Below are 11,983 nucleotides of genomic sequence, written 5' to 3'. Positions count from 1 at the left end.
CCCCCCCCCCCCCCCCCCCCCCCCCCCCCCCCCCCCCCCCCCCCCCCCCCCCTCCCCCCCCCCCCCCCCCCCCCCCCCCGAGCCAGCGGGGTAGGGCGCCCGCACCGCGTACGTAGGTGTCGACGACCTCGCGGTCGAGGAATCGCACCAGTGCGGCCGCGGCCTGGACCGGGCGGACGAAGAGCGCCGCGTAGACGGCGTCCAGGTGGAAGCCGACGGCAGCGTGGCGGTGCAGCGGGCCGAGCAGCAGTCGGCCCGGGTCCGCCGGGTCGGGCGCGGAGGCCACGTTTCCGTAGGCGGGTGCATGGCTCGCGATGGCTTCGGCCTCGACCAGCCCGGGGTCGCCCTCGGGGTGGGCCGCGACGGCGCCCAGCGGGACCGGGGCTGCCATAGCGGTGGTGTGCCGCCAGGCGCCGTAGGTGACGAGTCCGCCGACGAGGGCGAGCCCGGTGCCGAGCACGGACGTGGTGAGGACCGGCGTGAGGTCGCGGCCGTCGAACCAGTCGGGCAGCGGCCCGTACGCCAGGCCGACGGCCAGCGAGGGGACCGCCAGGACCCACAGCGTCACGGTCATGGTGAGGGGCTGCCTGCCGTGGTCGGGGGCCTCGGGGCCCCGGCCGCGGAAGGCCAGCAGCCAGAGGCGGGTGGCGTAGGCGGCGGTGAGCACGGCGGTGAGCAGGCCGGCGACGAGGACGATCCAGCCCGCGGCGCCGGGGGCGTGCTCGGTGTGGCCGGTGGCGACGTGTTCGGCGGCGCCGAGGACGGCTTCCTTGGAGAAGAAGCCGCTGAACGGCGGCATCGCGGCGAGAGCGAGCAGCGCCACGGTCATCGTCCAGTAAGCGTCGGGGATGCGGGCGCGCAGGTCCTTCATCCGGGACATGGCGGCCAGCGAGTTGGTGCCGGTCGCGTGGATGATCACGCCGGCCGCGAGGAACAGGAGCGCCTTGAAGGCGCCGTGCGACAGGAGGTGGAAGACGGCGGCACCACGGTCGCCGACGGCAAGGGCGCCGGTCATGTAGCCGAGTTGGCCGATCGTCGAGTACGCGAGGACGCGCTTGATGTCGTCCTGGGCGAGCGCGGCGAGTGCCGAGCCGGCCATCGTGACGGCGGCCATGACGGCGAGGACGACCATCGCGGCCGAGGAGGACTGGAAGACGGGGAGGAGCCGGGCGATGAAGTAGACACCGGCGGCGACCATCGTCGCGGCGTGGATCAGGGCGGAGACGGGCGTGGGGCCCGCCATCGCGTCGGGGAGCCAGGTGTGCAGCGGGAACTGCGCCGACTTGCCCGCCACGCCGGCGAGGAGCAGCAGAGCGATCAGCGTCGGGTGGTCGAGTCCGCCGCCGGCGACCGCGCCGAAGACCTTGGTGATGCGGAAGGACCCGGCGTCGGTGGCGAGTGCGAACAGGCCGATGAGGAAGGGGACGTCGCCGAGCTTGGTGACCAGGAAGGCCTTGATCGAGGCGGCGCGGGCCTCGGGGGTCTCCCAGTAGTGGCCGACCAGGAAGTACGAGCAGATGCCCATGATCTCCCAGCCGACCAGGAGCACGATCAGGTCGCCGGAGTAGACGACGAGCAGCATCGCGGAGGTGAAGAGGGAGACGAGAGCGGCGTACGAGGGGTAGCGCGGGTCGTCGCGCAGGTAGCCCGTCGAGTAGATCTGCACGCAGGACGCGACCAGGCCGACCAGGACGGCGACGAGGGCGGCGAAGCCGTCGATGTGCAGAGCCAGTTCGATCGGGACCGAGCCGGTGGGTGTCAGCTCGGTGGCGGCGTTGACCGCCTGCTCGCCGCCCTGGCGTACGGCGACCAGCACGGCGACGACGAGTGCGGTCAGGGTCGGCAGGACGGCGAGGGGCCGGACGAAGCCCGGGGCCGTGCGGCCGAGGAGGAGTCCCGCCACGGAGCCCAGGAAAGGTAGGAGGGGGACGAGGACGGCGAGGGTGGTCGTGGTCACGCGGTGGCCTCAGCCTTCTCGGCCGCGGGTGCGCCACTGTCGTGGCCCTCGGCGGTGTCGCGGAGCTTGTCGATGTCCGAGGTGCCGCGATTGCGGTGGACGGCGAGGACGATCGCCAGGCCGATGCCGATCTCGGCGGCGGCGATGGCGATGGTGAACAGGGTCAGTGCCTGGCCGGAGTGCAGGGTGTCGCGGGCGGTCCTGGAGAGCCAGACGTCGAAGGCGACGAGGTTCAGGTTGACGGCGTTGAGCATCAGCTCGACGGACATCAGGACGAGGATCGCGTTGCGCCGCGCGAGGACTCCGTACAGGCCCGTGCAGAAGAGGAGGGCGGAGAGCACGGCGGGATAGGCGAGGTGCATCAGCGGGGCCCTTCCTTGGCCGGGGACTGCCCGTCGGAGGCGGCCGTACGGCTCGGGGTACCGCGTGCGGCGGAGGGGCCGGCAGCGGAGGGGGTGCCCGTCCCGGAGAGGGCGCCCGGCCCTGTGGGAGTGCCTCGCCCGGAGGCCGGGCGGGCGGTGGTGGTGGCCGCGTCCGCCTTCGCCTTGCGGGAGAGGACGATCGCGCCGACGAGGGCGGCGAGGAGGAGGACGGAGAGGGCTTCGAAGGGAAGCACCCAGTTCTGGAAGAGGCTCGCGCCGGTCACGGCTGTGGAACCGGCGGCGGCGCCGTCCAGGTCGACCCAGGTGGTCCGGAAGGCGTCGACAACGACCCAGATCAGGGCGCCGGCCGCGGCGACGGCCACGGTCAGGGCGGCCCAGCGGTTGCCGGAGTCGGCGTCCGGGGAGCGGCCGATGGGGGCCCTGGTGAGCATCAGACCGAACAGGAGGAGAACGACGACGGAGCCGACGTAGATGAGGACCTGCACCCAGGCGATGAACTCGGCCGTGAGGAGGAGGTATTCGACGGCGATACCGCCGAGCGCCACCACGAGCCACAAGGCGGCGTGCACCAGCTGCTTGGTGGTGACGGTGACGATCGCGGCGCCGAAGGTGACCAGGCCGACGAGGAGGAAGGCGATCTCGACGCCGGTCGGGGAGAGGAAGCCGTGGCCCTCGGCGGCGGTGGTGGTCGCGGCCCGCGCCGCGGCGGCCGTTCCTGCTGCGGCCGTTGCTGCGGCGAGACTCACGACTCACCCTCCTGCGGATCGGCGGGCGGGGTGGGCGGTCCGTTGGTGGTGGGGGTTTCGGCGGTGTCGGCCGTATCGGCGGCCGGAGGTTCGGGCGCGCCCACAGCCGGAGGCTCGGTCGTGCCAGCACCTGCACCTGCACCGGTACCTGTGCTCACGCCGGTGTCCTCGGCTGAGGTCTCGGCCTGGGCGGGAGTCTGCGGCTCTGCCTTGGCGGGGGTCCGGGTGGGGGCCGGAGACTCGGGCTCGGTGGCTGTTGCCTGTTCTGCGGCGAGTTTGTCGGCGGCTTTGCGGGCGGCGGTGAATTCCTTGGGTTCCTCGGCGCCGGGGTCGAGGGCGGGTGGGGCCGGGACGGTCCACATCCACTCGCGGAGCTTGTCGCGCTCGTGGGTGAGTTCGTGGATGTCGGTCTCCGCGTACTCGAACTCGGGGGACCAGAAGAGGGCGTCGAAAGGGCAGACCTCGATGCAGATACCGCAGTACATGCAGAGGGAGAAGTCGATGGCGAAGCGGTCGAGGACGTTGCGGCTGCGCTCGCGTCCGCCGGGGGCGGCGGGCGGGACCGTCTCCTTGTGGGAGTCGATGTAGATGCACCAGTCGGGGCACTCGCGAGCGCACAGCATGCAGACCGTGCAGTTCTCCTCGAAGAGGCCGATGACACCGCGCGAACGGGGCGGGAGGTCGGGCTGGGCGTCCGGGTACTGCGCGGTGTGCGAGCGCTTCGTCATCGTGCGGAGAGTGACGGCCAGGCCCTTGGCGAGGCCACTGCCGGGGATCGGAGCCATGGTTACGAGATCACCACCTTCACGACGCCGGTGAGGGCGATCTGGGCGAGAGCGAGCGGGACGAGGAGGGTCCAGGAGAGTTTCTGGAGCTGGTCCTCGCGAAGACGGGGGTAGGTGACGCGCAGCCAGATCACGACGAAGGCCAGGACCGCGGTCTTCAGGAGGGTCCAGACCCAGCCGAAGCCGTCGGCGCCTCCCGGACCGTGCCAGCCGCCCAGGAAGAGGACGGTGGTCAGACCGCACAGGACGACGATTCCGGCGTACTCGGCGAGGAGGAAGAGAGCGAAGCGCAGGCCGGTGTACTCGGTGTACGCGCCGAAGATGATCTCCGAGTCGGCGACCGGCATGTCGAAGGGCGGCCGCTGGAGCTCGGCCAGTCCCGCGACGAAGAAGACGATCGCGCCGACGATCTGCCATGGCAGCCACCACCACTCGAAGGCGTCGACGATGCCGGGGAGGGAGACGGTGCCGGCCGCCATCGCCACCGAGGCGGCGGTGAGCAGCATGGGCAGTTCGTAGGCGAGGAGCTGGGCTGCCGTACGGAGGCCGCCGAGGAGGGAGAACTTGTTGGCGGAGGCCCAGCCGGCCATGAGTGAGCCGAGGACTCCGACGCCCATGACGGCGAGCACGAAGAAGATGCCCGCGTCGACGACCTCGCCGACGGCTCCCTCGCCGGGGCCGATCGGGATGGCGAGGAGGACCAGGAGGTATGGGAGGAGGGCCACGGCGGGGGCGAGTTGGAAGATACGGCGGTCCGCGCCCGCGGGGACGATGTCTTCCTTCTGCGCGAACTTCACGCCGTCCGCGACCAGTTGGGCCCAGCCGTGGAAGCCACCCGCGTACATCGGACCCAGGCGGCCCTGCATGTGAGCCATCACCTTGTGCTCGGTCTGCCCCACGATCAAGGGGAACGTCAGGAACACGACGAAGACGACGAGGAGTCGCAGGGCGACGTCGAGAGCGTCGTTCACTGCGCGCCTCCTGCGGGGTCTGCGGGGTTCGCCGCATCTGACGGGTCCGGCGGGCTTGCCTGGTCCTCCGGGTCGGCGGAGGCGGGGTCCTGGCTCTCGTCGGACTGCGGGACGGATTCCGGCGCGGCCTCCGTTGCCGGAGTCGCGGACCCCGAGGTGGCATCGGTCGTCGGAGCCGCTTCAGTCCCCGAGGTGGTGTCGGTCGCCGGCGTGGCCTTGGGGTCGCCGTCCTGGCCCGGCTCTTCGAACGCGGGGCGGGCGTGGTGCCACGGGGCGTCCGTGCCGCGCGACGTGTCGGGACCGCTCGGTGACGGTGCGGCAGGCGGCTTGGGCTCGTTGCCGGCCGGGGCCGCGGAAGGCGTCGCTGCGGCGGCGGTTTGGGCGCGTTGGGTCGCCGAGCCCTGGCTCGCGCTGCGTGCGCGGCGGGCCGGTGCCGGGGTGTCCGCAGAGGCGGGGGGAGCCGTCTGGCCGACCGAACCCTCGTCTGCCGCCTGGCCGACCGAACCTTCGGCTGCCGCCTGGCCGACCGAGCCCTCGGCTGCCGTGCGGGCTCGGCGTGCCGGGCGGTCGCCTGCCGCGCGGGCGGCGCCGCGGGCCGGGCGGGAGGGGGCGGGCGGGAGTTGGCCCTTGAGGGGGCCCCACTCGTTGGGGTCGGGGACGCCCGGGGGGAGCATCTGGCGGCGCTTGGGTCCGCCGTGCTCGGACTCGCCGGGTTCCTTCGCGCCGGGCCATGCCTTGGCCACGCGGGCGGCGAGGACGAAGTCCTTGCGGAGGGGGTGGCCCTCGAAGTTTTCGGGCAGCAGGAGGTGGTCCAGTGCCGGGTGGCCCTCGAAGGAGACGCCGAACATTTCGTGGGTCTCACGTTCGTGCCAGGCGGCGCCGGCGTAGACGGAGATCGCGGACGGCAGGACCGCCGCCTCGTGCGGAACCGTCGTCCGTACGAGAAGCCTGCGCACCGGGGAGAGCGCCACCACGTGGGCGGAGACGCGGAAGCCAGTGCCGGGTTCGTCGACCGCGCTCAGCCAGTCGAAGTACGTGCACGACAGGGTGGTGCGGGCCGTCTCCAGAGCGGTGATCCAGGCCGTCGGCGGTACGTCGACCGTGAGGACGTCGTACGACTCCTCGGCCGTGGCCTCCGGGCCGAAGAGTTCCTCGACGGGAGCGGGCAGCCAGCCGACGGTCATCGGCCCTCCCCCGCGACCGGACCCGACACCGGACCCGACACCGGACCCGACGCCGGACCCTCAGCCGGTGGCCCGGCCGGCGGCTGCACCAGCCCGCTCTGCAGCGCGGCCGTCGACGGGCGTGTGACGCCGTACCGCTCCCCCAGTGATTCCCGAGCGATCTTCTCCTGGAGCTTGAGGATGCCTTGGAGGAGGGCTTCCGGACGCGGGGGGCAGCCGGGGACGTAAACGTCGACGGGGATGATCTGGTCAACGCCCTTGGTGACGGAGTACGAGTCCCAGTAAGGGCCGCCGCAGTTGGAGCAGGCGCCGAACGAGATGACGTACTTCGGCTCGGGCATCTGCTCGTACAACCGCTTCACGGCGGGCGCCATCTTGTCCGTCACCGTCCCCGACACCACCATCAGGTCGGCCTGGCGCGGACCCGGTGCGAAGGGGATCACGCCGAGGCGGATGAAGTCGTGGCGGGCCATCGACGCGGCGATGAACTCGATCGCGCAGCAGGCGAGGCCGAAGTTGAAGACCCAGAGCGAGTAGCGGCGGCCCCAGTTGAGGACGACCTTCATGGGCTCCGGGGCGAGGCGCGAGAGGGCGCCGAGCCGCTTCGGCTCCGGGAGGAGAACGGGCTCCGGCGCATGTGCTTCCGGCGTCACGCCCATGTGAGGACGCCCTTCTTGTATGCGTACAGCAGGCCGACGGCGAGGAAGCCGAGGAAGAGGAACATCTCCACGAGGGTCGCGGCGCCGTAGCCGGGCGCTGCGAAGACCGTCGCCCAGGGGAAGAGGAAGATCGAGTCGACGGCGAAGATGACGTAGAGGAAGGCGTAGACGTAGTAGCGGACCTGGGTGTGGGCCCAGCCCTCGCCGACGGGGTCGACACCGCACTCGTACGTCAGGAGTTTCTCGGGGGTGGGGACCACCGGCCGCAGCAGACGTCCCGCGCCGAAGGCGACGGCGACGAACAGCACGCCGACGAGGGCGAGCAGTCCGACGACCGAGTAGGACTGGAAATAGTCCGCCGCGACGACGGCTCGGTTCCCGGTTCCCGCGACCATGGTCGGTTCCGGCACGTCCGCCCCTCGCTCCCTGAACGTTGTGTTCGACGATCTGTACGCACCGGAGTCTAGGGCCTGCTAAAGAGACGGTAAGCAGCCCGTCACAGGTTGCCATGCCCGAAGGCGTTCGTCGCCCTGTCCGAACGCGTTCGGGGGTGGGGTGGGGTTTTCCCCAGGGGAACCTGGCGGTCCCCCTCATGGCATTACGGCCCGCGGCCCGGCAGGCTGGCGGACATGACCGAACGCAGCACCACGCACGGGCCGGGGGCGCCCGTCATCGGCCCGCCGGACGAAGGCACCTACCGGGGCTCCTACGCAGGCGCCTACGGCGGCACGTCCGACGCAGCCCACAACGGCGCCCACGGCGGCAAGTACGGCGGCGCGTACGGCGGAGCCACCGACGGCACCGCGGACGGAGACCAGCTGCCGCCCGCCCGATTCGCCCTCGGCGGGCAGACGTGGAAGGAGATCGCGCATCTCCTCACGAATCTGCCGCTCGCCATCGTCGGCTTCACGTACGTCGCGGCGATGGTGTTCACCGGTGCGGGGCTCGCGGTGACGGTGGTCGGACTGCCGTTGCTGGCCGGCGGGCTGCGGGGCGTGCGGCAGCTGGGCAAGGCGGAGCGGGCGCGGGCGCGGAAGCTGCTCGGCCTGCGGATCGACGAGCCGAGCCCGCTGCCGGTGCGCCGGACCGGTTTCTTCGGCTGGCTGTGGTCGAGCCTGAAGGACCCGGTGGGCTGGCGGACGGTCCTGTACGAGTTCATACGGCTGCCGTGGGGCATCGCGACGTTCACGATCACGATGGTGTCGTTGTTCGTGCTGTGGCCGGTGCTGCCGTTCCTGGCGCGGGGGCTGACGAACGTGGACCGGGCCCTGGTGCGCGGGCTGCTGTCGCCCTCCGACGAGCTGGAGCGGCGTATCGCCGAGCTGGAGTCGGACCGTGGGGTCGTCGTGGACACGGCCGCGGCCGACCTGCGCCGTATCGAACGCGATCTGCACGACGGGGCGCAGGCCCGGCTGGTCAACCTCGCAATGGGGCTCGGTCTCGCGAAGGAGAAGCTTCTGGAGGGCCAGGCCGACGAGCAGGTCGCGGCCATGGTCGACGAGGCGCACGGCGAGGTGAAGCTCGCCCTGCAGGAGCTGCGTGACCTGGCGCGCGGCATCCACCCGGCGGTTCTCACCGACCGGGGCCTGGACGCGGCGCTGTCGTCGGTCGCCTCCCGGTGCACCGTGCCGGTGAAGGTGACGGCCGACCTCCCGGCCCGCCCTGCGGCGGCCATCGAGGGGATCGCCTACTTCACCGTCTCCGAGCTGCTGCAGAACGTCAGCAAGCACAGCGGGGCGCGATCCGCGTCCGTCGATGTGTGGCGCTCGGACGAGCGGCTGCTGATCCAGGTCCAGGACGACGGGCGCGGCGGCGCCGGCCTCGACGGCGGTACGGGGATGGCGGGGCTCGCGGACCGGCTCGGCGCGGTCGACGGCCTGTTCGTCATCGACTCGCCGGTCGGCGGCCCGACCACCATCACGGCGGAACTGCCGTGGCGGGACCGCCAGGACGGGCCGGAACGCTAGTCACCGGCACCCGCACCACGCCTGCCACCGCCACCACGCCCGCCACCTGCACCGGCACCGGCACCGGCACCGGCACGACAGTCGTAAAAACGAACGCCCGGCGCGCCACAGAGCCCGCCGGGCGTCCGCGTTCCCCCGCGCGAGGTCAGGCCGAGATGAGGTAGGGAAAACCCCCGCCTCAAGACGCCGACCCGCTCCATGGCCCAAAAGCACCGCGGCCAGCAGAGTGGGGATACAAGCCGGCGAGCAGACGCGCAGAGCAGACGAGTAGAACGGACGACGCCGATGGCCACGGAGTACGGACAGGGGTACGGGTCGCACAGTGGTCCCGGATTCCGCGGGGCGGGCGCCGATGAGCGGCGGCACCGTCTCCCGGCCCCGCTGCGGGCGCCGATCGAGGCCCGCAGCTGGCGTGAGTTCGGCTATGTGATGCTCAGCTTCCCGATCAGCGTCGTCATGTTCACGTTCACCGTCACGATGTTCTCGCTCGGCGCCGGTCTGCTGATCACCTTCGTCGGCGTCCCGGTGCTCGCGGCGACCCTGGCGAGCTGCCGCGGCTTCGGCTCGCTGGAGCGGGCGCGGGCGCGCGCACTGCTCCGCCTGGAGGTGGCCGAGCCGGAGCCGCTGCGCATGAAGGGGCACGGGGCGCTGGCCTGGATGGGGGCCGTGCTGAAGAGCGGCACGTCCTGGCGGCATCTGCTGTACGCGGTGCTGCACTTTCCGTGGGCCGTGTTCTCGTTCGTCGTGGCGCTGAATGTCTGGGCGTACGGCTGGGCCCTGCTGACGTATCCGCTGTGGTTCTGGATCTTCCCGATGTACGGCGGCCAGGGCGGGCTTCAGTTGTACGGCGACGGCACGCACTCCATCTACCTCGACAACCCGTTCGAGGTCACGGTGACCGCGCTGGTCGGGCTGCTCTTCACGATGGCCACGCCGTGGATCGTGCGGGCGCTGACGACGGTGGACCGGCTGATGGTGCACGGGCTGCTCGGCCCTTCGAAGCTGGCGACGCGTGTGGTGGAGCTGGAGTCGGACCGTGGGGTCGTCGTGGACACGGCCGCGGCCGACCTGCGCCGTATCGAACGCGATCTGCACGACGGGGCGCAGGCCCGACTGGTCAACCTCGCGATGGGGCTCGGTCTCGCGAAGGAGAAGCTGACGGAGGACCCGCAGGCCGCGGCGCGCATGGTCGACGAGGCGCACGGCGAGGTGAAGACGGCGTTGCAGGAGCTGCGGGATCTGGCGCGCGGCATCCACCCTGCGGTTCTCACCGACCGGGGCCTGGACGCGGCACTGTCCGCGGTGGCCTCGCGTTGCACGGTGCCGGTGCAGGTCGAGGTGGACCTGCCGTCCCGGCCGGCGCCCGCCATCGAGGGGATCGCCTACTTCACGGTGTCCGAGCTGCTGCAGAACATCAGCAAGCACTCGCGGGCGACCGTCGCCATGGTCGATGTGTGGCGCGTCGAGAACCGGCTGATGATCCAGGTCACCGACAACGGTGTGGGCGGAGCGGACGTCTCGGGCGGGTCCGGGCTGGCGGGGCTCGCCGAGCGGCTCGACGCGGTGGACGGGATTCTGGTGGTGGACTCGCCCGTGGCCGGGCCGACCCGGATCACGGCGGAGCTGCCCTGGCGGGGGTGACGCCTGCCGGGGCCTGCCAGGGCCTGCCGGGGGGCGGGCCCTACGGGGTTTCGCCCCCTCCACCCCTACCCGTCCCGTTGTCCTGGGGGCTGCGCCCCTTTCCCCCTGCCATCCCGCTTCGCGCTCGTCCTCGAACGCCGGACGGGCTGAAATGCCCCAACCACTCCCGGCTATTCCCGTTGCTCGGGAGCGGTCCGGTCCCGATGCTGGAATGCTGGGGGCTGTCGTATGAGCGGGGACTGGACCGGCGGAAGCCGGGAGCGGACCCCGGCGGGCCGGGAGGTACCGGTGCGGGCCGGGGACGGGCTGTGGGGGGCCGAAAATCGTGGAGGACAGGGTGCGGGTGGTCATCGCCGAGGATTCAGTGCTGCTCAGGGAGGGCCTGACCCGGTTGCTGACCGACCGTGGACACGACGTGGTGGCGGGTGTCGGGGACGGTGACGCGCTGATCAAGACCATCACCGAGCTGGCGACGCAGAACGAGCTGCCTGACGTCGTCGTCGCCGATGTGCGGATGCCGCCGACACACACCGACGAGGGGGTCAGGGCCGCGGTGCAGCTGCGCAAGGCGCATCCCGGGCTCGGCGTCCTGGTGCTGTCGCAGTACGTCGAGGAGCAGTACGCCACCGAACTGCTCGCGGGTTCGAGCCACGGGGTCGGCTATCTGCTCAAGGACCGGGTAGCCGAGGTACGTGAGTTCGTCGACGCGGTGGTGCGGGTGGCCCAGGGAGGCACGGCGCTGGACCCCGAAGTGGTGGCGCAGCTGCTCGGCCGCAGCCGCAAGCAGGACGTGCTCGCGGGACTCACCCCGCGTGAGCGAGAAGTCCTGGGACTGATGGCCGAGGGGCGCACGAACTCGGCCGTCGCCCGTCAGCTGGTGGTGAGCGACGGCGCGGTGGAGAAGCACGTCAGCAACATCTTCCTGAAGCTCGGTCTGTCCCCAAGTGACGGGGACCACCGGCGTGTTCTGGCCGTGCTCACCTATCTGAACTCCTGACTACCTGACACTGTGTCAGCTGATAGGTGAAGCCGGAACCGCCGCGTGTGAAACCGGACCAGTGCCCGAACCAATGTGCGTGAAGCAAGAACCAGTGGGTGAGCGGGGAGCGTCTACCAGGAAAGCGCCGGGGGGCGAGCAAATCATGGCAAATCAGGGCGCGTGGTCGTCTCAAATGGGTGTCCATCATGCGAATGGCCACAGGAAGGCGACCCTTACCGACGTAGGGTTGATATTGGGAAGGCCGGCGGGACGGCCACTCCCGAAAAGCCGCCTCGAGGGAGGTCCAGTTCAGTGACGAGCCAGGTCAGTAGCCCAGCGGAGCAGGCCGACGAAGCCGTCGTAGGAGAACAGCGCAAACCGGTGGGGGCGAAGGATGTCCGCCGGCTGGATCGGGTGATCATCCGGTTCGCGGGGGACTCGGGTGACGGTATGCAGCTGACGGGGGACCGGTTCACCTCCGAGACGGCATCGTTCGGTAATGATCTGTCCACGCTGCCGAACTTCCCCGCCGAGATCCGGGCGCCCGCAGGCACCCTGCCGGGCGTTTCGTCGTTCCAGCTGCATTTCGCCGACCACGACATCCTGACCCCCGGCGACGCGCCGAACGTGCTGGTGGCGATGAACCCGGCCGCGTTGAAGGCGAACGTGGGCGATCTGCCGCGCGGCGCGGAGATCATCGTCAACACGGAC

General features: G+C 71.3%; 12 protein-coding genes. 4 read left to right on the top strand and 8 right to left on the bottom strand.

What is annotated here, in order from left to right; all coding sequences use genetic code 11:
- The 8 genes from ACN6LB_RS30400 to ACN6LB_RS30365 all read right to left on the bottom strand — a co-directional run.
- Window positions 1–1,957 (bottom strand): NADH-quinone oxidoreductase subunit 5 family protein (locus ACN6LB_RS30400; protein WP_445028672.1); only part of this gene is annotated, 1,957 nt, incomplete at its 3' end.
- Window positions 1,954–2,319 (bottom strand): NADH-quinone oxidoreductase subunit NuoK, encoded by a 366-nt coding sequence (gene nuoK, locus ACN6LB_RS30395; protein ID WP_356145326.1) that lies wholly within the window; start codon window positions 2,317–2,319, stop codon window positions 1,954–1,956. The genes nuoK and ACN6LB_RS30400, both read right to left, overlap by 4 nt.
- Complete coding sequence (locus ACN6LB_RS30390) at window positions 2,319–3,086, bottom strand: NADH-quinone oxidoreductase subunit J family protein (protein WP_445028671.1); 768 nt, start codon at window positions 3,084–3,086, stop codon at window positions 2,319–2,321. Before ACN6LB_RS30390 ends, nuoK begins: the two co-directional genes overlap by 1 nt.
- On the bottom strand, window positions 3,083–3,871 hold the full coding sequence (locus ACN6LB_RS30385) for a 4Fe-4S binding protein (protein ID WP_445028670.1): 789 nt from the start codon (window positions 3,869–3,871) through the stop codon (window positions 3,083–3,085). Before ACN6LB_RS30385 ends, ACN6LB_RS30390 begins: the two co-directional genes overlap by 4 nt.
- Window positions 3,872–3,873: 2 nt before the next feature.
- Entirely contained in the window at window positions 3,874–4,842 is a 969-nt protein-coding gene (locus ACN6LB_RS30380; protein WP_445028669.1) for a complex I subunit 1/NuoH family protein, read from the bottom strand.
- Window positions 4,839–6,026: an NADH-quinone oxidoreductase subunit C gene (locus tag ACN6LB_RS30375; RefSeq protein WP_445028668.1), complete on the bottom strand. Its 1,188-nt coding sequence runs from the start codon at window positions 6,024–6,026 to the stop codon at window positions 4,839–4,841. Before ACN6LB_RS30375 ends, ACN6LB_RS30380 begins: the two co-directional genes overlap by 4 nt.
- Window positions 6,023–6,685, bottom strand: a complete 663-nt coding sequence (locus tag ACN6LB_RS30370; protein WP_445028667.1) for an NADH-quinone oxidoreductase subunit B — start codon at window positions 6,683–6,685, stop codon at window positions 6,023–6,025. Before ACN6LB_RS30370 ends, ACN6LB_RS30375 begins: the two co-directional genes overlap by 4 nt.
- Window positions 6,676–7,095, bottom strand: a complete 420-nt coding sequence (locus tag ACN6LB_RS30365) for an NADH-quinone oxidoreductase subunit A (protein ID WP_445028666.1) — start codon at window positions 7,093–7,095, stop codon at window positions 6,676–6,678. The genes ACN6LB_RS30370 and ACN6LB_RS30365 overlap by 10 nt, the downstream gene beginning before the upstream one ends.
- A gap of 219 nt (window positions 7,096–7,314) precedes the next feature.
- Between ACN6LB_RS30365 and ACN6LB_RS30360 the strand changes: the two genes are divergently transcribed.
- The 4 genes from ACN6LB_RS30360 to ACN6LB_RS30345 form a co-directional block, all read left to right on the top strand.
- The gene (locus ACN6LB_RS30360) at window positions 7,315–8,652 is read left to right on the top strand and encodes a sensor histidine kinase (RefSeq protein WP_445028665.1); all 1,338 of its coding nucleotides are present in this window, start codon (window positions 7,315–7,317) and stop codon (window positions 8,650–8,652) included.
- 285 nt (window positions 8,653–8,937) lie between these two features.
- On the top strand, window positions 8,938–10,293 hold the full coding sequence (locus tag ACN6LB_RS30355; RefSeq protein WP_445028664.1) for a sensor histidine kinase: 1,356 nt from the start codon (window positions 8,938–8,940) through the stop codon (window positions 10,291–10,293).
- 337 nt (window positions 10,294–10,630) lie between these two features.
- Window positions 10,631–11,290, top strand: a complete 660-nt coding sequence (locus ACN6LB_RS30350) for a response regulator transcription factor (protein ID WP_356145345.1) — start codon at window positions 10,631–10,633, stop codon at window positions 11,288–11,290.
- A gap of 294 nt (window positions 11,291–11,584) precedes the next feature.
- Window positions 11,585–11,983 (top strand): 2-oxoacid:acceptor oxidoreductase family protein (locus ACN6LB_RS30345; RefSeq protein WP_445028663.1); only part of this gene is annotated, 399 nt, incomplete at its 3' end.

The organism is Streptomyces sp. SAS_270, from assembly GCF_052543295.1.
The sequence above is the reverse complement of the archived record's forward strand: the minus strand, read 5'-3'. Positions and strand labels throughout refer to the sequence as shown.

What these genes read in the sequence shown, in the direction of transcription:
- ACN6LB_RS30360 (WP_445028665.1), top strand. Translation starts at nt 7,315, where the DNA reads ATGACCGAACGCAGCACCACGCACGGGCCGGGGGCGCCCGTCATCGGC.
- ACN6LB_RS30385 (WP_445028670.1), bottom strand. Translation starts at nt 3,871, where the DNA reads ATGGCTCCGATCCCCGGCAGTGGCCTCGCCAAGGGCCTGGCCGTCACT.
- ACN6LB_RS30370 (WP_445028667.1), bottom strand. Translation starts at nt 6,685, where the DNA reads ATGGGCGTGACGCCGGAAGCACATGCGCCGGAGCCCGTTCTCCTCCCG.
- ACN6LB_RS30355 (WP_445028664.1), top strand. Translation starts at nt 8,938, where the DNA reads ATGGCCACGGAGTACGGACAGGGGTACGGGTCGCACAGTGGTCCCGGA.
- nuoK (WP_356145326.1), bottom strand. Translation starts at nt 2,319, where the DNA reads ATGCACCTCGCCTATCCCGCCGTGCTCTCCGCCCTCCTCTTCTGCACG.
- ACN6LB_RS30375 (WP_445028668.1), bottom strand. Translation starts at nt 6,026, where the DNA reads ATGACCGTCGGCTGGCTGCCCGCTCCCGTCGAGGAACTCTTCGGCCCG.